This window comes from Agrococcus casei LMG 22410 (genome assembly GCF_900163565.1).
Lineage (GTDB): Bacteria > Actinomycetota > Actinomycetes > Actinomycetales > Microbacteriaceae > Agrococcus > Agrococcus casei.
Genome location: NZ_FUHU01000020.1, coordinates 250,852 through 272,467 on the forward strand (window position 1 = coordinate 250,852; position 21,616 = coordinate 272,467).

21 protein-coding genes and 1 riboswitch are annotated in these 21,616 nt (G+C 66.2%); of the genes, 15 read left to right on the forward strand and 6 right to left on the reverse strand.

Going from position 1 to position 21,616, the window contains the following annotated elements; translation table 11 throughout:
• The first annotated feature begins 82 nt into the window (after nucleotides 1-82).
• Nucleotides 83-568: a 5-(carboxyamino)imidazole ribonucleotide mutase gene (gene purE, locus CZ674_RS04170; RefSeq protein ID WP_086991304.1), complete on the forward strand. Its 486-nt coding sequence runs from the start codon at nucleotides 83-85 to the stop codon at nucleotides 566-568.
• Complete coding sequence (locus CZ674_RS04175) at nucleotides 565-1,935, forward strand: LCP family protein (protein WP_086991263.1); 1,371 nt, start codon at nucleotides 565-567, stop codon at nucleotides 1,933-1,935. Before purE ends, CZ674_RS04175 begins: the two co-directional genes overlap by 4 nt.
• 31 nt (nucleotides 1,936-1,966) lie before the next feature.
• Here the strand turns inward: CZ674_RS04175 and CZ674_RS04180 are convergent, their stop codons facing one another.
• Nucleotides 1,967-4,000 (reverse strand): lamin tail domain-containing protein, encoded by a 2,034-nt coding sequence (locus CZ674_RS04180; protein WP_086991264.1) that lies wholly within the window; start codon nucleotides 3,998-4,000, stop codon nucleotides 1,967-1,969.
• Nucleotides 4,001-4,286: 286 nt separating this feature from the next.
• On the opposite strand from CZ674_RS04180, the gene CZ674_RS04185 reads away from it, so the two are divergent.
• Entirely contained in the window at nucleotides 4,287-6,017 is a 1,731-nt protein-coding gene (locus CZ674_RS04185; RefSeq protein ID WP_143244625.1) for a hypothetical protein, read from the forward strand.
• Nucleotides 6,018-6,054: 37 nt separating this feature from the next.
• Nucleotides 6,055-7,035 (forward strand): MsnO8 family LLM class oxidoreductase, encoded by a 981-nt coding sequence (locus CZ674_RS04190; protein ID WP_086991266.1) that lies wholly within the window; start codon nucleotides 6,055-6,057, stop codon nucleotides 7,033-7,035.
• Between the two features lie 16 nt (nucleotides 7,036-7,051).
• Here the strand turns inward: CZ674_RS04190 and purU are convergent, their stop codons facing one another.
• The gene (gene purU / locus CZ674_RS04195; protein ID WP_268802382.1) at nucleotides 7,052-7,900 is read right to left on the reverse strand and encodes a formyltetrahydrofolate deformylase; all 849 of its coding nucleotides are present in this window, start codon (nucleotides 7,898-7,900) and stop codon (nucleotides 7,052-7,054) included.
• A 22-nt stretch (nucleotides 7,901-7,922) separates the two neighbouring features.
• Between purU and CZ674_RS04200 the strand changes: the two genes are divergently transcribed.
• The 5 genes from CZ674_RS04200 to panD all read left to right on the forward strand — a co-directional run bounded on the left by CZ674_RS04200 (nucleotide 7,923) and on the right by panD (nucleotide 13,061).
• The gene (locus tag CZ674_RS04200; RefSeq protein ID WP_086991268.1) at nucleotides 7,923-9,146 is read left to right on the forward strand and encodes an MFS transporter; all 1,224 of its coding nucleotides are present in this window, start codon (nucleotides 7,923-7,925) and stop codon (nucleotides 9,144-9,146) included.
• Between the two features lie 200 nt (nucleotides 9,147-9,346).
• Nucleotides 9,347-10,195, forward strand: coding sequence for an endonuclease domain-containing protein (locus tag CZ674_RS04205; RefSeq protein WP_086991269.1), 849 nt, complete (start codon nucleotides 9,347-9,349; stop codon nucleotides 10,193-10,195).
• Between the two features lie 88 nt (nucleotides 10,196-10,283).
• A riboswitch (ZMP/ZTP riboswitch) is annotated at nucleotides 10,284-10,363 on the forward strand.
• A gap of 19 nt (nucleotides 10,364-10,382) precedes the next feature.
• Nucleotides 10,383-11,666 carry a serine hydroxymethyltransferase gene (gene glyA / locus CZ674_RS04210; RefSeq protein ID WP_086991270.1) on the forward strand — a complete coding sequence of 428 codons (1,284 nt, stop codon included), beginning with the start codon at nucleotides 10,383-10,385 and terminating at the stop codon, nucleotides 11,664-11,666.
• On the forward strand, nucleotides 11,666-12,547 hold the full coding sequence (locus CZ674_RS04215; protein ID WP_086991271.1) for a bifunctional 5,10-methylenetetrahydrofolate dehydrogenase/5,10-methenyltetrahydrofolate cyclohydrolase: 882 nt from the start codon (nucleotides 11,666-11,668) through the stop codon (nucleotides 12,545-12,547). Before glyA ends, CZ674_RS04215 begins: the two co-directional genes overlap by 1 nt.
• 88 nt (nucleotides 12,548-12,635) lie before the next feature.
• On the forward strand, nucleotides 12,636-13,061 hold the full coding sequence (gene panD, locus CZ674_RS04220; RefSeq protein WP_086991272.1) for an aspartate 1-decarboxylase: 426 nt from the start codon (nucleotides 12,636-12,638) through the stop codon (nucleotides 13,059-13,061).
• Here panD and CZ674_RS04225 read toward each other — a convergent pair.
• Together CZ674_RS04225 and CZ674_RS04230 are read right to left on the reverse strand one after the other, a co-directional pair.
• Nucleotides 13,049-13,585 (reverse strand): gamma carbonic anhydrase family protein, encoded by a 537-nt coding sequence (locus CZ674_RS04225; RefSeq protein ID WP_086991273.1) that lies wholly within the window; start codon nucleotides 13,583-13,585, stop codon nucleotides 13,049-13,051. The two genes, panD and CZ674_RS04225, sit on opposite strands and share 13 nt — an antisense overlap.
• Nucleotides 13,582-14,493, reverse strand: coding sequence for a hypothetical protein (locus CZ674_RS04230; protein WP_086991274.1), 912 nt, complete (start codon nucleotides 14,491-14,493; stop codon nucleotides 13,582-13,584). Before CZ674_RS04230 ends, CZ674_RS04225 begins: the two co-directional genes overlap by 4 nt.
• Before the next feature lie 80 nt (nucleotides 14,494-14,573).
• On the opposite strand from CZ674_RS04230, the gene CZ674_RS04235 reads away from it, so the two are divergent.
• From CZ674_RS04235 to CZ674_RS04250, 4 genes are all read left to right on the forward strand, one after another.
• Nucleotides 14,574-16,661 carry a copper-translocating P-type ATPase gene (locus CZ674_RS04235; RefSeq protein ID WP_086991275.1) on the forward strand — a complete coding sequence of 696 codons (2,088 nt, stop codon included), beginning with the start codon at nucleotides 14,574-14,576 and terminating at the stop codon, nucleotides 16,659-16,661.
• A 134-nt stretch (nucleotides 16,662-16,795) separates the two neighbouring features.
• On the forward strand, nucleotides 16,796-18,091 hold the full coding sequence (locus tag CZ674_RS04240; RefSeq protein WP_234988415.1) for a sensor histidine kinase: 1,296 nt from the start codon (nucleotides 16,796-16,798) through the stop codon (nucleotides 18,089-18,091).
• Nucleotides 18,088-18,711, forward strand: a complete 624-nt coding sequence (locus tag CZ674_RS04245; RefSeq protein ID WP_086991276.1) for a response regulator — start codon at nucleotides 18,088-18,090, stop codon at nucleotides 18,709-18,711. The genes CZ674_RS04240 and CZ674_RS04245 overlap by 4 nt, the downstream gene beginning before the upstream one ends.
• Before the next feature lie 20 nt (nucleotides 18,712-18,731).
• Complete coding sequence (locus CZ674_RS04250) at nucleotides 18,732-19,415, forward strand: DNA alkylation repair protein (protein WP_086991277.1); 684 nt, start codon at nucleotides 18,732-18,734, stop codon at nucleotides 19,413-19,415.
• 3 nt (nucleotides 19,416-19,418) lie between these two features.
• On the opposite strand, the gene CZ674_RS04255 is transcribed toward CZ674_RS04250, so the two are convergent.
• Complete coding sequence (locus CZ674_RS04255; RefSeq protein WP_086991278.1) at nucleotides 19,419-19,631, reverse strand: hypothetical protein; 213 nt, start codon at nucleotides 19,629-19,631, stop codon at nucleotides 19,419-19,421.
• 134 nt (nucleotides 19,632-19,765) lie between these two features.
• Here CZ674_RS04255 and CZ674_RS04260 point away from each other — a divergent pair, with 134 nt between their 5' ends.
• Nucleotides 19,766-20,329, forward strand: a complete 564-nt coding sequence (locus tag CZ674_RS04260) for a hypothetical protein (protein ID WP_143244626.1) — start codon at nucleotides 19,766-19,768, stop codon at nucleotides 20,327-20,329.
• Nucleotides 20,322-20,687, forward strand: coding sequence for a transcriptional regulator (locus CZ674_RS04265; RefSeq protein ID WP_086991280.1), 366 nt, complete (start codon nucleotides 20,322-20,324; stop codon nucleotides 20,685-20,687). The genes CZ674_RS04260 and CZ674_RS04265 overlap by 8 nt, the downstream gene beginning before the upstream one ends.
• 99 nt (nucleotides 20,688-20,786) lie before the next feature.
• Here CZ674_RS04265 and CZ674_RS04270 read toward each other — a convergent pair.
• On the reverse strand, nucleotides 20,787-21,616 hold an 830-nt coding region (locus tag CZ674_RS04270), incomplete at its 5' end, for a tyrosine-type recombinase/integrase (RefSeq protein ID WP_143244627.1).

A 21,616-nucleotide genomic window follows, 5' to 3' on the forward strand; every position in this document is an offset into this window, starting at 1 on the left:
CGTACTCTTGGACTCGCCCGACGCGGGCACCAGCAAGCCACGGCACACTCGGGAGGTCAGCGTGACTCAGGCAGCCATCATCATGGGCTCGGACTCAGACTGGCGAGTCATGGCGGCGGCGGCGACCGTGCTCACAGAGCTCGGCGTCGATCACGAGGTAGAGGTCGTCTCGGCCCACCGCACACCGCACAAGATGGTCGAGTTCGCTGAGGCCGCCGCCGGTCGCGGCATCAAGGTCATCATCGCCGGCGCCGGAGGGGCAGCGCACCTGCCTGGCATGGTCGCATCGCTGACGACGCTGCCGGTCATCGGGGTTCCTGTGCAGCTCGACAAGCTCGACGGCCTCGACTCGCTGCTGTCGATCGTGCAGATGCCGACCGGCATCCCCGTTGCGACGGTGTCGATCTCCGGCGCACGCAACGCGGGCATCCTGGCTGCGCGCATGATCGGCGCATTCGACGACGACCTCCGCGCTCGCCTCGAGACGTTCGCTGCGAATCTGCGCGACGAGGTCGAGCGCAAGAACGAGTCGCTGCTGAAGAGGATCATCGAGGAGGCCGGCGAGTGAGCTTGCTTGCTCCCAAGGTGACGCTTCGGCATCCCGTCGCCGAGATGCCGAAGGTCATGCATCGGCGCGGCTGGTGGCTCGTGATCATGGGCCTGCTGCTGCCCGGCAGCGCCCAGATCGCAGCGGGCAATCGCAAGCTCGGCCGCTTCGGCCTCGTCACCACGTTCATCATGTGGGGCATCGCGCTGCTTGCGCTGCTGCTCTGGTTCGTGAACCGCGGACTGCTGCTGACGATCGTGGGCAACGGCATCGCCATGCTCGGGATTGAGATCATCGTGATCGCCTACGGCATCATCTGGCTCGTGATCGGCTTCGACACCCTCAGGCTCACGAAGCTCGTGAAGATACGCGGTGCTGGCAAGTGGAGTGTCGCAGTGGCGGCGCTGGTCGCCATCATCGTTCCCGTCGGTGCCGCTGGCTATGTCGCAAGCCTGCTCGATGCGTCGCGCGGCTTCATCAACGATGTCTTCCAGGCGAGCGGCCCTACGCAAGACCCGATCAACGGCCACTACACGTTCATGCTGCTCGGCGCCGACTCCGGCGAAGACCGCGAGGGCCTCAGGCCCGACTCGATCGCCGTCGTGACGGTGAACGCCGAGACCGGTGCGGCCACCATGGTGGGCATCCCTCGAAACCTCATGAACGTGCCGTTCCCTGAGGACTCGCCCATGGCCTCGCACTGGCCCAACGGCTTCAACTGCGCGGGCGCAGACTGCATGATCAACGCCGCGTACACGTACGGCATGGCCAACCCCGACCTCTACCCGGATGCCGAAGAGAACAATTCCGACCCCGGGCTCGAGGCAACGCGTGACGCGGTGCAGGGCGTGACCGGGCTTGAGATCCAGTACTACGTCGTGATCGACATGCAGGGCTTCGCAGACCTGGTGGATGCGCTCGGCGGCGTGAAGATCAACGTCGAGAAGCGCGTGCCCATCGGCATCACCGGTGGCCCGGTCGAGGCGTGGATCGAGCCGGGTGAGCAGGTGATGGATGGCTACACGGCCCTCTGGTACGCCCGCTCGCGCGCCGACTCGTCTGACTATGACCGCATGGAGCGCCAGCGGCAGGTGATGGAGGCAGTGATCAAGCAGTTCACGCCGCAGACGCTGCTGACTTCGTACAACGGGCTGGCCGAGGCCGGCAAGGACTTCGTGCAGACCGATATTCCGCAGTCGATGATCGGATACCTCACCGACCTCGCTGACAAGACTCGTGTGCTGCCGATCGAGAACCTCGAGCTCGTGCCGCCGCTGATCCTCTCGGAGGATCCTGACTTCGAACTCGCTCGCAGCGAGGTCGCTGAGGCGATGGAGCGCGCGTACCAGAACTCGCTGCCCTCAGAGAGCCCGACTGACGGGGAGTAGTCGGGCTCTCTGACTGCATGCGGTCGTCTGGCTAGACCTTGCGGGCGCGCAGTGTGAGCAGACCCGCAGCTGCGAGCATCATGCCCGCTGCGAGCATCCACAGTGCCGGAGCCCCTGCGGTCTCGGGCAGCTCGTTGCCACCTGTACTGTCGACTGATCCGTCATCGGCGTTGTCGTCGCCAGTTCCGTCGTCGCCGGTTCCGTCATCGCCGGTGCCGTTGTCGTCGTCGGCTGTTGCGGGTGCGCACTCGGTGATCACCGAGATGCCGGTGCGCAGCGAGACGCCGTCAGTGGCATTGTCGTCGCCCCACAGCTGACGCACTGTCTGCACGAAGCCGTCCTGTTGCTGGCCCTGCGCATCCGCCGGGCACGCCTCGACTGTGATGTGCGACGCGAACCCTTCGTTGGCCACGTTCGGCAGCAGTTCGGGGCTGTCGATCAGCAGCACGCCGCTGTCGTTTGACGACTCGGCTATCTCGTCGCCGTCGATGGTCAGCAGCACGCTGCGACCCTCGCAGACCTCGTCGCACGTGACGAGCAGCTCGCCGAACTGCTCCTGGTAGTCGAGCGCCATGACGCCCTGGAACGGCGATGCGTAGCGGTTGACGAGCTCGTGCGAGCCGTCGGCTGCGAGCGAGACGAACAGCACCTCGCCGGTGCCCTCGACACCCACGGCGTAGACGCCGCCGAATGCGTTCGGCAGCCACTCGACAGCCTCGAGGCCGCTGTTGGCGCCGAGGGTGCCGACGCTGTCGACGAGGTTCCACTCGGTCGTCGCGCTCAGCTCGAGCTCGCCGATCGACGGGTCAGCAGGCAGCTCGAAGCGCAGCACCGACGGGCGGCTCGTGCCGTTGTCGGCGTTGTTGCGCTCGGTTGCGACGAAGACTGCTCCGCCTTCGCCGACCGTGACGCCTTCAGCGTCGGGGATCCCGCTGCCGTCTGCGTACCGCAGCTGGTACGAGGCGGTGACCTGCGCATCCGTGCCGCCGTCCGCGAACTCGAGCACGAACAGCTCGCCCGTTCCGTTGTGCACGGCGTAGGCGTTGCCCTGCTCGTCGAAGTCGACGCCAGAGATGTCGCCGTCGAAGGTGCCGGGGGCGTCAGCTGCGACGATCTCGTCGAGAGCCCACGGCCACGGGGTGCTGTTGACGGGTTCTGCCTCGCCGGCTTCGACGTTGGGCATTTCTCGCGTGGGCTCGCCCGTGACGGCGAACTCACCGGTCATGTCGGGGATGCGGCCCCACGTGGTGACCGAGTGGCCTTCCCACGAGGTCTGGTCGACGACGTCGCCGTCAGCGTTGAACAGTGTGACCGAGTCGTTGCCGCCGAGTCCGAAGCCTGCGTCGCCCTGCTCGGCGTCGGTGTAGATGCTCCAGTAGCCGCCGGATTCGATCTCGGTGCCCTCGGGGAACACGAGGGGCTCGTGCGTCGGGTCGCCGTCGATGATCGACCAGCCGGAGAGGTCGATCGAGTTCTCGGTGTCGGTGTTTGCAAGCTCGACCCAGTCGTCGACGGGGTCGCCGTTCGACTCGATCTCGTTGATCACGATGGGGCTCTCGACGGTCTCGATGTCGGCGGGGTGGTTGAGCTCGCCCGGCGTCGAAGCGGTCAGGACGAAAGCGCCCGCGCCGTCGGGGATGCGACCCCAGGTGTTGCCGTCGCCTGCGTGGTCGGCGTATGCGTGGGCATCGACGACTTCGCCTGCTCCATCGAAGACGTTGACTTCGTCGCCGCCTCCGAGGCCGAATGCGAAGGCCTCTTCTGTGTGGCCCTCGCCCCAGAGCAGCATGACTGCGCCGGGTTCGATCGTCGTACCAGGCTCGAATCGACCGCGGTCGTCGCTGCGGTCGGTGTTGTCATCGGTGAAGGTCCAGTCCGAGATGTCGACTGCTTCTTCGCCGGTGTTGATGAGTTCGATGAAATCGTCGCCCTTCGAGTTGATCTCGTTGATGGCGACGCCAGACGGATGCTCGGCTGCGTTCGCGGCGGTCGGGCCGACGAGCAGCGCACCACCGGCCAACAGCAGCGCGGTCGCGCTCGCGGCGGTCTTCTTGCGAATGTGCATGGGAGGTCCTTCAGTAGAGGGCAGGAGCAATCGGCCTGCGGACGCCAGCACTCTATTGAGCGCACGTTGCCGTCTGACGCGACTTCGGTGAACGCCTGATGAACGGATGGGCGGGCGACAGGAGAAGTGACGAAATAGCAGATGTGTGCGACCATTATTCGGTCAGTTCGGTATATTTGAAGACAACTAAGGATGCATTGTGCGCGACGAAGCGATGTCCGACTCTCGAGAGCACCGAAATAACAGACGGCCCGGATGGCTGTCGAAACTGCTTCGACTTTTCACTGTGACTGGCCTCGCCTTCGTGCTGACGGCTTGTGGCGCCGAAATCAGCACCGTGCTGACCGTCGAGACAGACGGGTCGGGGTCGCGCGAGATTCTGCTGGTTCTGGACGAAAGTGACTTGGAGAACGTAAAGGGCGGGTCGGCTGCCCTTGAGGCATCCATCGTAGAGCGAGTCCCTGATGATCTGGACTACTCGGGGATCTCTCAGAATGCTGAAGGGGGTCTGGAAGCCACGTTCGTGTTGGAGTTTTCGTCAACCGAAGAGTACGTCGAGAAGATCGATGCACTCCTCGGACTGTCGGATGACAGCATCGCAACGCCGAAGCTTGAGGTTATTGACTCGAAGCTGGTGAATGGAGTCATCATCGAAGAGGAATTCACCAGCTACGACTTGCTGGCGTGGCTGTTCGACGGGTTGGTCGAAGACGGTGTGATTGATGGAAGCCAGGGAGCAAGCAACCTCTATTCGCTCGGCACCACTGTCGTGGAGTTTGATGGAACGACTCACGAGTCTTGGGCCGACATCAATGAGAATATAACCGTGAACAATGGCTTCTCACAGGTGAAGATGGCCACACAGATCATCGACCTGGACAACGTTGAGCGACAGATCATGTTTGTCTCCGGGTCCGGACCCGAAGAGCTATACCAGTCCTACTTTGACGAAGTTCTGGTAGACGGTCTCGACGTGGTGCATGAGGGCAATCGTTGGAGCGTTGAGGTCTCGGGCACACCAGAGGAGATCACAAATCTCACAAATACTGTTCTCTCTACCGACGACGCATACTTCTCAGTGGAAAGCGGCCCGTCAGAGAGAGGACCCGCCGTGGTTCAGGTGACTGTTGCCAACGAAGCAACCTGCGATAAGATCTGTGGCTCTGATGTGATGCAGTTGTTTGACGAGGTGACTGCGCCGAGTTCCTTCTCCCCCGGGAGTGCGGAAGTCTGGCTCCAGCCGGGAACGTCAACAGCATTCGAGTATGCGCCGGCGTTTGAGTCGATAGACCAGAAGGTTCAGATTGACGCCAACGGGAGCGTCAATGCGAAGACAGAATTCACAGTAGCCGCGAGCGACGCAGCTCTAGTAGGAGACGGTTTCGAGATGCTGCTGTCTCCGGGGGAAGCGGCTGGTTCGCTGCAGGCACGCGAAGATGGCGACAGCGTGGTCTACACCGTGGAGATCGCTGGTGACAACGCCGACGATTTCCAGGGTTCGTACCAGTCCTGGACAGATGGTGGGGAGTTTAACCTGTCGACGACGCAGCCCAGTTTGTTCGAGTCCGCGACGCATGTATGGTTCAATCCCTCGCTGGCTCCACTAGTTGCTCAGCATGGCGTCACCGGACAAGTTGTAACAGAAGTGGGGGTCCCCTTCCCACAGTCGGTCCAGAATGGGAGCGCGATCTCCCACAATGGCGAGCCCGTGACGCTGTACGCCAGCGGCATGTCGCAGACCGGAATAGTACTGACAGTGATTATTGGACTGATCGTGATCGGAGCTGTGACATTGGTAATCATTCGACCGACATGGCTGCGAAACCTCGTCGTCTCAACAACGGGCGGCACAGCGGCGCGCGTGAAGCCCGTGGCGGTGCCGAATCCACTTGGTCATGACATCCGACAGCCAGACCGCAGGGTCGGAGGCGAGCCAAGAACATCGTCTACTGAGGCTGAACCAATCCAGCAACATCCGTCGCAAGAGAGTAGTGGTGGCTCAGGCCGGATCCAGTGAACGGATGTGCGGGGCCGCGCCCTGAGACAATGGCGGCATGCCGGATCGTCTCTCTGTTCCTGTCTCTGTGCTCGACCGGGCCAACTCGCGGGCAGGGGAGACCGCTGCAGACACCCTCGCCGGCGTCGTGACTCGTGCTTCGCACCTGGAAGAGCTGGGCATCCGTCGCCTCTGGGTCGCCGAGCATCACGCGGTGCCGGGCATCGTCGGGTCGGCTCCTGGTCTGCTCATGGCGGCAATCGCCCAGGCGACGTCGACGATTCGCGTGGGGGCCGGTGGCTTCATGGTGCCGGCGCGCCCGCCGATGATGACCGCTGAGCAGATCGCGACCCTTGAGGCGCTGTTTCCGGGGCGCATCGACGGAGGGCTCGGCGCATCCGTCGGATTCACACAGGCGGTGCGGGCCGCTCTGCGCCAGGACGCCCCGGCGAAGTGGCGCTATGACGACGACGTCAGTGAGATTCTCGGCTATCTCTCGGGCCAGGGGTCAGTGACGATGCAGCCGCAGCCGGTCGCAGACACGCCCCTGTTCGTGCTGACCGGCGGCAGTCGTGCGGGGTTCGCCGGCCGCATGGGCCTGGGGCTCGTGCTGGGCGGCCCGAAGGCTGCCGATGCGGATGCCGTGGCCGAGTACCGCCGCGAGTTTCGCCCCTCGAAGCGGTGCGCGCATCCGCACGCGATCCTGTCGGTGTCTGCGCACATCGCCGAGACTGCCGACCGGGCCCACGACCTTGCGCTGCCCGAGGTGTGGTCGCTCGTGCTGTCGCGCTCGACGGGTGCCTTCGATCCGCTGCGGCCGGCAGCCGAGCTCGACGCTTCGGCACTGACTGACCGCGAGCGCGAGCGATTGGAGACGGGGATGCGCGGCGTCGTCTACGGCACGCAGGATGTCGTCACGAGGCGGCTGCAGGCGATGGTCGAGCGAGTCGGCGTCGATGAGCTGATGATCACCGGTGCGACCTGGGACCGCGAAGCGGAGGCGCGATCGGACGCTGCCTTCGCCGCCATCAGCGCCTGACGGTCGGCCCCGGCTGCTACCTGAAGATGACGGTGCGGTCGCCGTCGAGCAGTACGCGGTGCTCGGCGAACCAGCGAACGGCTCGCGTGAGGGTCTGCGACTCGACGTCCTGCCCGATGTGCTGCAGCTGGGCGGGGGAGTGCGAGTGGTCGACGCGCGTGACGTTCTGCTCGATGATCGGGCCCTCGTCGAGATCGGGCGTGACGAAGTGCGCGGTCGCGCCGATCAGCTTGACGCCGCGGTCGTGCGCCTGGCGGTATGGGTTCGCGCCCTTGAAGCCGGGCAGGAACGAGTGGTGGATGTTGATCGCGCGACCCTCGAGCGCACGGCAGAGGTCTTCGGAGAGGATCTGCATGTAGCGCGCGAGCACCACGAGCTCGATGTCGTGCTGGTCGACGAGCTCGAGGATGCGAGCCTCCATCGCCTGCTTCTCTTCGGCCGTCATCACGGGCCGGTGCTCGAAGGGCACGTCGTAGAAGTCGGCGATGCGGCTGAGCGACTCGTGGTTGGAGAGCACCAGCGGCACATCGATCGGCAGCTGGCCCTCGCGCTGCCTGAAGAGCAGATCGCTGACGCAGTGCTTGGCCGTCGACCCGAGCACGAGGGTGCGCAGCGGGCGGCCCACGTCGTCGAGCTGCCACTCCATCTGATGCCGCTCGCCCACCTGCGTAAGTCTCGCCTCGAAATCGGCGCGGGGCGCATCCGCCTCGACTTGCAGACGCATGAAGAACCGGCCGTTCGACGACGCGAACTGCTGGGATTCGGTGATGTTTCCACCGCAGTCGACGATCGCGCCAGAGATGGCGTTGACGATTCCGGGCATGTCATCGCAGACGAACGAGAGTATCCAGTGATGCTGTGGCACGGATTCACTCTATTCTGGATCGATGCCCTCTTCAGCACGCACCACAGCTCCGGCCCGTCTGCCGATGGCGGCGTTGCTGACGCTGTCGTTCACGATCTTCGTCAACATCACCGTCGAGATGCTGCCGATGGGCCTCATGCTGCCGATGAGCCGCGACCTCGACGTCAGCGCCGAACTCGTCGGGCTGCTCGTGACGGTGTTCGCGTTCACGGTCGTGCTGACGTCGAGTCTGCTGATCTGGCTGACGCGCAAGGTGTCGCGCAAGCTGCTCGTCGTGATCGTGCTGGTGGTCTTCGCTCTCTCGTGCATCGGGGTCGCTGTGGCACCTGGATTCGGCGCCGTGGTGGCGCTGCGCATCGCCGGCGGCCTCGCGCACGGTGTGTTCTGGGCTGTCGTCGGGTCGTACTCGGCATACCTCGTGCCCAAGGCGCAGCTCGGTCGCGCGGTCGCGATCGTCAACGCGGGCGGCTCGGTTGCGTTCGTGCTGGGCGTGCCACTGGCGACGCTGATGGGACAGCTGATCGGATGGCGCTGGGCCTTCGCATTCTTCGGCATCGTCTCGATCGTGGCCGCGCTCGTCGTGGCGAAGGTGCTGCCCGCGGTCGACCACCGTGCAGAAGACGTGGTCGCGCAGACCGGACCGGTCGACGTGGTGGCGGATGCGGGGGCCGCCTCAGGTGCGCCGGCCCGCAGCCAGCGCGCCTGGCTGTTCCCCGTCATCGCGGCCATTGTCAGCACGACGCTGGTCATGATCGGCCAGTACGCGGTCTACACGCACATCACGCCCTACCTCGTCGAGCACGGCGGGCTGCCCGAGACGTGGCTGAGCCCGACCCTGCTGCTCTACGGCGTCGTCGGCGTCGTGGCTCTCGTGCTGCTCTCGATCTGGTTCGGCAAGCGGCCGACGGTCGAGGCGATCGTGTGCCTGCTGCTGATCGTGGTGGGCATGATCGTGCTGCTGATGTTCGACGCGCCTCTGGTCGTCATCGGCGCCGTGCTGCTGTGGGGCTTCGCGTTCGGGGCGCTGCCGCCGCTGCTGCAGACGCGCGCCATGCACGTGGTGCCGGCGCGGGCGCTGCAGCCCACGATGGCGCTCTACACGACGGGCTTCAACATCGGCATCGGCGGCGGAGCGCTGCTGGGCACGATCGTGATCGGCGCGTTCGGCTTTGCCGCGCTGCCGTGGACGCTGCTGCTGTCGGCCGTGGCCGCGATCGCGCTGATGGCGTTCTCGTCGCGGCGGTGAGGGTGGCTGGCTGCTGCTGTTCTGAATAGCTGGCGTGTGCCTCAACTGCTGGTCCCGGGCCAGCTTTTCAGGCACAACTGCGCCCATCCCAGCATTCTGGCCAGCCCGTGCTTGCCCAAGGGGCGCTTTCCACAGTTCTCGCTCTGCACAGGCGAGAAGAACTGCCGCATCAGCCCCCATCCGGGAGGAAGGCTGGCCGCATGGAAAACCTGCTGGCAGATGTCGCACGCTTCGGCGGCGCAACCACTCGACGAGCGCTCTACGCGCTGGGACACTCGAAGCGCTCCCTGCAGTCAGCTGTTGGCTGCGGAAGTCTGATCGCGCCGGCGCGCAGCTGGGTGGTGCGGCCGGATGCGCATCCCAGCATCGCAAAGGCGCTCGCATCGCACGGGCGCGTGGCAGGCAGCACGGCACTGGTCACCGCCGGCGTCTGGGTCACGCATGAGGATTCCACTTGGCTCGCGGTGAAGCCTGGCGCTCATTGTGCGCCTCTCGAACCAGGAACCCGTCGCATTGAATGCGCCTTCGCCCTCGACCCAGCGGCGCCTTGGCGCGTCTCGATTCTGGATGCCCTCGCTCAGCACTGCAGCCGCGCATCCCGAAACGATGCCATCGCATCGATCGACAGTGCCCTGCACAAGAAGCGCATCGTTCGATCAGACCTGCAGAAGCTCGCACGTCTGCTGCCTGAGCGACGGAGATCGTGGCTGAAGCGTGTCGACGGGAGAGCCGAGTCGGGTCTTGAGAGCATCCTCAGGCTCGCGTGCCAAGACGAGGGCTGGTCGGTGGATGTTCAGGTGCCGTTTCGCGGAGGCCGGCTCGATCTGGTCATCAACGGCTGGCTGTGCATCGAAGCCGATGGCTCCGCGACCCACGACGACGAGGATCAGGCGCGCAAGGACCGCCGCCGCAACACGCAGCTCGCTGCCATTGGCCTGCGCTGGCACCGCTTCGGGTACGCAGACGTGATCTACCGCCTTGAGTCGTGCATCCGCGTGATCCGCACACTGCTCTCGCAAGGCGACCCCCGTGTTCATCAGCCGTGCTGAAATGCTGGGAATGTGCCGATGCGTGCTGAGATGCTGGCGGGATTCCAGCATCCGGGGCATGGGCCAGCATCTCGGCACGGGATACGATGGAGGCAGCCGCAACTGGCGCATAGGTGGTCACCACCGGGGAGCGGCGCTCTGTCACGGTCGCGCGCCTGGGCCGAACCTGATCCGCAAGGAGTAGTCAATGTCTGATCGCCTGCCTTCCACGTTCAATGAGCCGCTTGCCACGGTCGACCCCGAGATCGCCGAGGTGCTTGAGAACGAGCTCAACCGCCAGCGCGAGTACCTCGAGATGATCGCCAGCGAGAACTTCGTGCCCACAGCAGTGCTCGAAGCCGCCGGAAGCGTGCTCACGAACAAGTACGCGGAGGGCTACCCCGGCCGCCGCTACTACGGTGGCTGCGAGTACGTCGACGTCGCCGAGTCGCTCGCCATCGAGCGCGCGAAGTCGCTCTTCGGCGCTGAGTACGCCAACGTGCAGCCCCACTCGGGCGCAACCGCGAACGCCGCTGTCATGCACGCGATCGCACGCCCCGGCGACACCCTGCTCGGTCTCTCTCTCGACCACGGCGGCCACCTGACGCACGGCATGAAGATCAACTTCTCGGGCCGCCTCTACAACATCGTCGCCTACGGTGTGAACGACGAGACCAGCCGCGTCGACATGAACGAGGTGCGTGCGCTCGCACTCGAGCACAAGCCCAAGGTCATCGTCGCCGGCTGGAGCGCGTACCCGCGTCAGCTTGACTTCGAGGCATTCCGCGCGATCGCTGACGAGGTCGGCGCATACCTCTGGGTCGACATGGCGCACTTCGCCGGACTCGTCGCAGCAGGCCTGCACCCCAACCCCGTTCCCCACGCGCACGTCGTGTCGTCGACCGTGCACAAGACCATCGGCGGCCCCCGCTCGGGCTTCATCCTCACCAACGACGCCGATGTCGCCAAGAAGCTCAACTCGGCAGTGTTCCCGGGCCAGCAGGGCGGCCCGCTCATGCACGTGATCGCTGCCAAGGCGACAGCGTTCAAGCTCGCGGCTTCCGACGAGTTCAAGGAGCGCCAGGAGCGCACCCTGCGCGGCGCGACCATCCTCGCCGACCGTCTGCAGGCTGATGACGTCAAGCAGGCAGGCATCGCGGTTCGCTCGAACGGCACCGACGTGCACCTCGTGCTCGTCGACCTGCGAGACGCCGAGATCGACGGCAAGCAGGCAGAAGACGTGCTGCACGAGGTCGGCATCACCGTGAACCGCAACGCCGTGCCGAACGACCCGCGACCTCCGATGGTCACCAGCGGTCTGCGCATCGGCACCCCGGCGCTCGCGACCCGCGGCTTCGCCGACGAGGAGTTCACCGAGGTCTCCGACGTCATCGCCCTCGCGCTGCTGCCGAACGCCGACCTGCCCGCACTGCGCGAGCGTGTGCGCAAGCTGGCTGACGCATTCCCGCTCTACCCCACGCTGGGAGCCTGATGACAGCGCAGATCCTCTCTGGCAAGGCCATCGCGGCCGAGATCAAGGCTGAGCTGAAAGACCGCGTCGATGCCCTCGGCGGACTCGGTGTGCACCCCAAGATGGCGACCCTGCAGGTCGGAGACGACCCCGCATCCGTCGCCTATGTCAACGGAAAGCACCGCGACGCAGAAGAGCTCGGCATCGAGTCGGTGCGCGTCGATCTGCCCAGTGGCGCATCGACGGCGGATGTGCGCAAGGCGATCGAGGACTTCAACAGTGCGCGAGACATCACCGGGTTCATCATCCAGCTTCCGCTGCCGGTCGGGCACAACGAAGAGGCGATGCTCGAGCTGATGGATCCGGGCAAGGACGCCGACGGCCTGCACCCGTTCAACCTCGGCAAGCTCGTGCTCGGCGTCTCGGGGCAGCTCGAGACTCCGCTGCCCGCGACGCCCCACGGTGTCGTGCAGATGGCGCAGCGCTCGGGCATCGAGCTGGCTGGCAAGCACGTTGCCGTCGTCGGTCGCGGCCTGACTGTGGGTCGCCCGCTCGGGCTGCTGCTCACGCGCCGCGGCGTCGACGCGACCGTCGTGCTCGCGCACTCGCAGACCCGTGACCTCGTCGCGACGGTCAGGGAGGCGGATGTGGTGGTCGCCGCAACAGGTCGCCCCGGCCTCGTCACGGCTGACATGGTGAAGCCTGGCGCAGCCGTGTTCGACGTCGGAATCACGCGCGGACCGGTCGGCCCGAACGGCAAGGCGAAGCTCGTCGGTGACGTCGACCCGGGTGTCGCCGAGGTCGCAGGCTACCTGTCGCCGGTGCCCGGCGGAGTCGGCCTCATGACGCGAGTCATGCTGCTGCACAACATCGTGACGGCTGCTGAGCGAAGCACGCGCTAGCGGCACTCGTTCGCCCGGATGCGGCCGCGCCAACTGGCAGTTCTGCCAGCGAGTACAATGGCGTGGCCGCAATCCTGGGGAGTATTCAATGCAGCGCACCATGTTCAAGTCGAAGATCCACCGTGCCACGGTGACGCACTCCGACCTGCACTACGTCGGGTCGCTGACCGTCGATCTCGACCTGCTCGACGCATCCGACATTCTTCCTGGCGAGCTCGTCTCGATCGTCAACGTCAACAACGGCGCTCGCTTCGAGACCTACACGATCGCCGGTGAGCGCGGGTCGGGCGTCATCGGCCTCAACGGAGCCGCAGCCCGCCTCGGCCAGGTCGGCGACCTGCTCATCGTGATCGCCTACGGCCAGTTCGACGACGCCGAGGCCCGCGCGCTCGTGCCGCACATCGTGCACGTCGACGCCGACAACCGCATCGTGCAGCTCGAGACCGACCCGGCTGCTCCGACCGCGAACACGCAGCGGCCGCCGCACGCCGTGGCGCCGGCTCAGACCTCGTAGTTCGCGGGGCGCTCGCTGTAGCGGCGGGCATTCTCACGGATCGCCTCGCGCTCTTCTTCTGTCGTCTCGCGTCGCACCTTGCCGGGCACGCCAGCGACCAGCGAGTTCGGCGGAATCACGGTGCCCTCGGTGATCAGCGCACCTGCAGCCACGAGCGAGCCCGTGCCGACGACCGCGGCGTTCATGACGGTTGCGCTCATGCCGATCAGCACGTCGTCTTCGACAGTGCAGCCGTGCACGACGGCGTTGTGGCCGATCGAGACGCCGCTGCCGACGCGGCAGGGCGAGCCCGGGTCGGCGTGCAGCGAGCAGTTGTCTTGCACATTCGAGTTCGCGCCGATCGAGATCTCGTCGGAGTCGCCGCGCACGGATGCGCTGGGCCACAGCGAGACGCCTTCGGCGATCGAGACGGCACCGGATGCGAATGAGCCTGGCATCAGGGTCGCGCTCTCGTGGATCTCGGGCTGACGGACTTCGCCGTTCAGGCGAAAGGGCAGGATGGTCACGCCTTCGTAGACAGTCATGTGCTCAGTCTACGATCGGGATCGCCGTAGTGGGTGGTCTCGGTGAATCTGCGAGCCGAGAACACGGCGGCGACGGCGGCGCCGATGAACGGCAGCGGCACAGCCAGATGGGTGAGCGTGAATCCGATCGGAATCGGCACCAGAATCGGCGGCACGGTGAGCACGAGCAGGGCTGCCGCGATGAGCTTGAACTTCGGGTTGCGAATGCCGACGAGGGTCGCCGAGACGGGAAGCACCAGCAGCTGCACGGCCGTGATCCAGTAGGCGTGGAAGCCCGCGGACACATCGGCGCTGACGCCCTGCAAGGCCTGCGTGATGACACTCGAGACGAGCATGCCGAGCGCGGCGACCCCGACCATGGCTGCTGCCGTGATTACCATGCCGCGCGGCCAGTCGCGACGTTTGAACGAAGCAACGAATGCGAGCACAGCGGCAATCGTGGTCAGCATGCTTGACAGCACGAACGTGGTGCCGATGACGCCCAGGTCGCCCGTGGACTGCGGGGTCGAGTTGATCAGCGCCGTGACCAGCAGCACGATCGGCGCGGCCACCGCGAGCGCGATCGACAGCCCGAACGCCACGCTCGCGAACGCGCGCGAACGGTAGCCCAGGGCTCCGGCGACGAGGATCAGATGGATGCTCGCGAAGGTTGCGAGCGTTGCCGTCGGCCAGTTCGTGGCGTCGACGGGAAACACTCCGAGCAGGAAAGTGCCGATCACGAGTCCAGTGAGGGCGACGGCGGGCAGGATGCCGCGCGGCGGCGGGGGAGGCGCGACATCGAGCCCGTAGGTGCTCCAGTGCACGCCTTCCGGTGCTGCAGGAAAGTCAGCGGCGACCTTGCCGTCGACGATCACGAGCTCTTCGCCCGGAGCTGGCGGCACTTCGCTGCGATTGGCATCGTCAGTCATGGTGGGAGTGTATCCCTCGGCTCTGACACGACCCTTGATTGATACCCCCTAGGGGTATAAACTCGGCGGCAAGGAGACCCATGAACCACAGCAGCGATCACCAGCACCACGATGAGCACGCCGCTCACGAGCACGCGGGCCACGACGACCACAATGCTCACGCAGATCACAGCGCTCACGCTGATCACTCTGGCCACGCCGGCCACGGCGACCACGTCGGCATGTTCCGCCGCCTGTTCTGGGTGAACCTGGTGCTCGCGATCCCCGTGGTCGTGTTCAACGGCATGTTCGCGGGGCTGCTCGGCTACGAGCTGCCAGACAGCATCTTCGTGCAGTCGATCTCGCCCGTGCTCGGCACCGTCATGTTCGTCTGGGGCGGCCGCCCGTTCTTCACCGGTGCGCTCGACGAGCTGAAGGCTCGCAAGCCCGGAATGATGATGCTCATCGCGCTCGGCATCTCCGTCGCTTTCGGCGCGTCCTGGGCTTCGACCCTCGGCTGGCTCAGCCATGAGCTCAACGTGTGGTGGGAGCTCGCACTCCTCATCGTCATCATGCTGCTCGGCCACTGGATCGAGATGCGCTCGATCGCCCAGACCACATCCGCTCTCGACTCGCTCGCAGCCCTCCTGCCAGACACCGCCGAGCGCGTCGAAGGAGAGCAGACGGTGAGCGTCGCACCTGCCGACCTGCGCGAAGGCGACGTCGTCGTGGTGCGGCCGGGCGCATCCGTTCCGGCAGACGGAGAGATCGTCGAAGGCGAGGCGAGCTTCGACGAGTCGATGATCACGGGCGAGTCTGCAGCAGTGCGGAGGGGTTCGGGCGAGCAGGTCGTCGCAGGCACGGTCGCGACCGACTCGGGTGTGCGCGTGCGCGTGACTGCGGTTGGCGAGTCGACCGCCCTCGCCGGAATCCAGCGGCTGGTGGCAGACGCGCAGTCGTCGTCATCGAAGGCGCAGCGCATCGCTGACCGTGCGGCCGGCTGGCTGTTCTGGTTCGCGCTGGCAGCGGGCGTCATCACCGCTGTCGTCTGGCTGCTGCTCGGGCGCCCTGACGATGCCGTCGTGCGAACGATCTCGGTGCTCGTCATCGCGTGTCCGCACGCGCTCGGGCTCGCGATTCCGCTCGTCGTCTCGATCTCGACGGAGCGCGCGGCCAAAGCCGGCGTCCTGGTCAAGGATCGCCTCGCCCTCGAATCGATGCGCACCGTCGACACCGTGCTGTTCGACAAGACCGGAACACTCACGAAGGGCGAGCCCGAAGTCACGCGCGTCGCAGCAATCGAGCCTCGCAGTGACGACGAGGTGCTGGCGCTCGCGGCGGCGGCCGAAGCCGACAGCGAGCATCCCCTCGCCCGCGCGATCACCGCGGCTGCCGAGGGGCGCGGCCTCAGCATCCCGGCGTCGTCTGGCTTCTCGTCGTCGCCTGCGGTCGGTGTGCGCGCATCCGTCGACGGATCGGTCGTCGAAGTCGGCGGACCATACCTGCTCGAGCAGCACGGTCTGCAGCCACTCGGCGACACCGAAGCGTGGGGAGACTCGACGGTGCTGCACGTGCTGGTCGACGGGCAGGCAGTGGGAGCGCTGAGCATCGCGGATGCCATTCGCCCCGAGTCGCGCGAGGCCGTCGACGCGCTGCATCGGCGCGGTGTCGAAGTGGTGATGATCACGGGCGACGCGGCTCCTGTCGCTGAGAGCGTCGGCCGCGAGCTCGGCATCGACCGCGTGCTGTCGCAGGTGCGACCCGAAGACAAGGAGTCGCACGTCGCAAAGCTGCAGGCCGATGGCCGCAAGGTCGCGATGGTGGGCGACGGCGTCAACGATGCGCCGGCCCTGGCACGGGCGGATGTGGGGCTTGCGATCGGCGCCGGAACCGACGTCGCGATCGGGTCGGCTGGCGTGATCCTCGCTTCGTCAGACCCGCGGGGTGTGCTCTCGGTGATCGATCTCTCGGCCGCGAGCTACCGCAAGATGCTGCAGAACCTGTGGTGGGCCGCCGGATACAACCTGCTGTCGGTGCCGCTGGCGGCTGGCGTGCTCGCGCCGATCGGGTTCATGCTGCCGATGAGCGTCGCGGCTGTGCTGATGTCGCTGTCGACCGTGGTCGTCGCGCTCAATGCGCAGCTGCTGCGCACCCTTGACCTGAATCCTGTCGAAGCCGCGAAGCGATAGCAGCTGCGATGCGGTGGTTCTGGCCTCCGCAATGCGCTTTTCTCGGTCGCTGGGCGCCGCCGCGTCGATATTTGTCGCGGATCGGCTGAGCGACCGAGAAAAGCAGCACCGCCGGGCAGTGCAACAATCAGAGGGTGACGAAAGCCGACCCAGAGGGCGCCCGCGTGGGCGACGTGCCGCTGCCTTCTCGCAGCGACCGCCCGGTCGTGCGCGCCGTTCGCGGCGGTCAGCACCTCATCGCGATCGCGCTCGTCACCGTCGGCCTGATCCGCGCACTGCTGACCGGCGCCGAGCCATTCGCCACGAGCGTGGTCGCGCTCGCGATGCTCGCCTGGTACTTCGCCGGCATGATCTTCGTCGAGAGCCTCCTGCAGCGGTCGCGCCGTGTGCTGTGGTGGGTGGTGCTGCTCGCCGTCTGGGGGCTCGCGGTCGTCGTCTCGGCCGAGTTCGTCTGGGTCGCGTTCCTGCTCTGGATGCTCGCGGGCTACCTGCTCGGCATGGCCAGCGCGCTCGTGGTCTCGGCCCTGGTGTTCATCGTCGTCGTCATCGCACCGCTCATCCACCACGGCACCACCAACTACGCAAGCGTGCTCGGCCCCCTCATCGGCGGCGTCTTCGCAATCGGAATCGCCCGCGGATACCTCCAGCTCGTCCGCGAGGGCCACGAGCGCGAGCAGCTGCTCGATTCGCTCACGAGGTCGCAGCGCGAGGCCGCGCACCTGCAGGACGAACTCGCGCTCGCTCAGCGGCATGCCGGTGCAAGCGAAGAGCGAACGCGCATCTCACGCGACCTGCACGACACCGTCGCCCAGCAGCTCTCGTCGATCCGGCTGCTGTCGCACGCGGCGGCGGGCAAGGCGGTCGACGTCAACGACTCGAAGGCCCTTGCACACGTCGGCCAGCTGGCGACCGAGAGTCTGACGGATGTGCGGCGCATCATCGCGGCGCTGGCTCCGGCAGAGCTCGAGGCGGCCGCGCTGCCAGACGCACTAGAGACCATCGTGGGGCGAATTCGCGCCGAAGCCGCGGCGCAGGGGTCGACGCTGCGTGCCGACCTGCGCGTGGAGGGCATGATGCCCGCGATCGACACCGAGAGCGAAGTCGCCTTGCTGCGCGCTGCACAGTCTGCGCTCGCGAACGCGGCACAGCACTCGAGAGCCGACCGCGTCGTGGTGACCCTCGCATGCCAGGATGACGTCGTGCGCCTCGACATCGTCGATGACGGCGTCGGCTTCGACGTCGCCAAGTGGGAGGCGTCGACCCCCACTGCCGAGGCCGGCTACGGCCTGGGATTCATCAGATCGCGCCTCGTGCAGCTGGGCGGCGGCATCGACATCGTCAGCAGCCCGGGGGAGGGCACGACACTCAGCGCCCATGTGCCGCTGCGCCTGAGCGGCGAGGCCGGAAACCAACGAGAGGAAGCCCTATGAGCATCGAGATCCTGCTGGTGGACGACCACCCCGTCGTGCGCACGGGGCTGCGCGCAGTGCTCGAGGCATACGACGACCTCGCGGTGACCGGCGAGGCGTCGAGCGGAGAAGAGGCCGTCAAGCTCAGCGAGCAGCTGCAGCCGGCGGTGGTGCTGTGCGACCTGCGGCTCGGCGAGGGCATGAACGGCATCGCGACGACAAAGGCGCTGCGTGCGCTGCGGCCGGCTCCCGGCGTCATCATGCTGACGACCTTCGATCGCGACGCCGAGATCGCCGGAGCCGTCGAGGCCGGCGCCTCGGGCTACCTGCTGAAAGACGTCGACCCGGCCACGATCGTCGAGGCCATCCGCACGGTGTCGCGCGGCGGGATGTTCATGCCGCCGGAGCTCACGAACCGACTCATGGCAGGGATGCGCGGCTCCAGCGAGCGCCTGACCGATCGCGAGCTCGAGGTGATGCAGCTGCTGGCCACAGGCGCCTCGAACCGCGACATGGCCAAGGCGCTCTTCGTCTCGGAGGCCACGATCAAGAGCCACCTCGTGCACATCTTCACCAAGCTCCACGTCGAGAGCCGCTCGCGCGCAGTGCACGTCGCCCGCGAGAAGGGTCTCATCGACTGAGGCACGGCTACGATGCCAGCATGAGCGAACCACAGACCGACGACCGAGTCGCGAGCACGCTCGAAGAGCTTGCGCAGCTCGAGGACCCCAAGGCGCGCGCGATCAACGAGCGGCACGGCAACGACTACGGCGTCAACCTCACGAAGCTGCGCGCCGTTGCCAAGGCGCTCAAGAGAGACCCCGAGCTCGCCCGCCAGCTCTGGGCGACCGACGACACGGCCGCGAGGCTCGTCGCGCTGCTCATCTGCAAGCCCAAGGAGTTCACCGCAGACGAGCTCGACACGATGCTGCGCGAGGCCCGCACTCCCAAGGTGCACGACTGGCTGATCGGCTACGTCGTCACGAAGGGGCCGCACATGGAGGCGCTGCGCGAGAGATGGATGCGCGACACCGACCCCGTCGTCGCAAGCGCCGGGTGGGCGCTCACCGCGCATCGCATCGCGAAGGGCACCGACGACGGCCTCGACCACGACGCGCTGCTCAGCACGATCGAGTCGCAGATGTCGACCGCACACGATCGTCTGCAGTGGGAGATGAACACGACCCTTGCGCAGATCGGCATCGCGCATCCGCAATTCCGTGACCGTGCGCTCGCGATCGGCGAGCGGCTCGAGGTGCTGAAGGACTACCCGACCGCGCCCGGCTGCACTTCACCATTCGCGCCGATCTGGATCAGCGAGATGGTGAAGCGCGCCGAAGCCTGAGGTTCAGCTGCCTGCGGTTGTGCGTGCGCTGACGGCGTCGCCGGCACGAGAGCCGAGGGTTGCACCGAGGATGGTCAGCAGTGCTGTGCCCACGAGGAACACCAGCGCCCACATGCCCACGGCGTCGGGCGGAAGCCCGACCCAGAGGCCCGCTGCCATCCAGATGACGGCGGCCACGACGCCCGCCAGAAGTCCGCTTGTGAAGAAACGACCCATTGTTCTGCCCTTCGATCTGCTCTGATCTGTTGCACGGCCCCGGTGTTCGACGCCGATACTCTGTGTCACAGAGCACGATACCCTGTGGCATGGAGTATTGGCCAGAGGAATTTCGCGCGGGTAGCATGCTGACCGTGTCCTCAGACTCAGATCAGGCCGAGCGCGTCATCCGCGAACTCGACGAGCTGCGCGATCGAACGCGCACGAGCGGACGCTCTGTCGCCACCGGATATCCGCTGATCGGCTGGGGCTTCGCATGGGCCGCCGGCTACTCGTCGCTCGAGCTGCTCGACGGCTGGTGGCGCGTCGCCGCAGCGGTTGTCGCGTGGATGGTCGGCATGTCGCTGAGCTGGGCTCCCATGCGCGCAGCGGTGCGCACCGGCACCGAGGGGCGCATGCAGGCGGGGTGGTTCGTGCTGATGGGCGCATCCCCGTTCATCGTCGCAGCCGCCCAGCCGGCCACCTGGGTCAACATCGCGCTGCTGCTCGGCGCACTGTGGAGCGTCGGCATGGTGTTCTACGCCATTGCGACGCAGGACGTGCCGTACGCCGTCAGTGCCGGCATCGGCGTCGTGGCCGCGGCCGTGGCGAGCTTTCAGGAGGCGGTCGGGCCGCTGCTGCTGTTCGGACTCGCTGCCGGGCTGCCGCTGCTTGCAGTCGGCTTCGCGCGCGTGATCGCGACGGTGCGACGTGGCTGACCAGATGAGCCGCAGCGAGCTCTCAGACGAGCTCGGCCGCCAGCTGCGCACGCCCTTTGACCAGGTGCTGACCGACTCGAACCGGCTGCGCATCCAGGCCGCCCTGCACGGGCTGCCGCAGTCGGGGTCGATCAGGTTCACGGCGCTCGCGAAGGCCCTCGGCCTCAGCGACGGCAACCTCTCGGCCCACCTCGCGGTGCTCGCCGAGGTCGGCTACGTCTCGGCGGAGGAGACCTACACGGGCAAGCGGCGCACGCGCTGGTTCTCGGCAACCGCCATGGGCCGCGAGGCCTTCGAAGGGCACGTGCAGGCGCTTCGGATCATCGTCGACTCGGCGAAGCTCGCCGAGCGCGACTGACGCGTGATGTGCAGAGTGGGCCCTGCGGGGCTCGAACCCGCGACCAATGGATTAAAAGTCTGAACAGAGCCTTGTAGCGTGATGATGCGCTGCGTAGCGTTATGCCCCGATTTCCTTGCTATTGCTGGGGAGACGGGGCTTTCGTCTGTTCGAGTGGCGTAGCGTGGCGGAGCGTCGTGTAGCGCGAATCTGCCCCACGTTTGCCCCACGCACTTGACCGATTTCTGTATCGTTCTCGGTCGAGCCCCACGGATCGGCTAGCGCGTCGATCACTTGCTGCGATGCTTCCTGCAGCAAGTGCGTGTAGCGGGCTGTCGTTTGCGGGGAGACGTGGCCTAGGAGTTTCCCGACTTCGGCGAGCGATACGCCTTCTTGGATCAGCCAGGAGGCGTAGGTGTGTCTGAACGTGTGTGGGGTGACGTCTTCGATGCCTGTGTGGAGCAGGGCGGGCGTGAGCGTCCGTTTGACGAAGTTTCCGTTGTCGAGTGCTGTTCCAGTCGTGGTGGTGAAGATGAGGCCGCTGCGGCGCTTACCGATGACCTTGGTGAGTTCCTTCTGTACCCAGGGTGGGATGGGGACGGTGCGGCGCTTCTTGCCTTTGGGGTAGTCGCGGAGTTCGCGGCTGTGGTCGTCGTGCACCTTCGTCACCCTGTACGTCGCTGTCTTGGGGTCGTAGTGCTCGATGTGGGCGCCGGCGAGTTCGCCCCATCTGAGGCCGGTGCCGAGCAGCATGGCGACGATCGCTTTCTCCTGACCTTTGAGCGCGTTGAGGAGTTGGGATGCTTCGTCGCGGGTCAGGTAGCGTTCGCGTTGATTGTCGGGCTGGGGGAGGCGTAAGCGTGCTGCCGGGTTGGCGGGGATGAGTTGGGTCTGGTGCAGGAACTGGTGACATCGAGCGTGGCTAGCCGAGAGGGCTGGCCTGGAAGGAT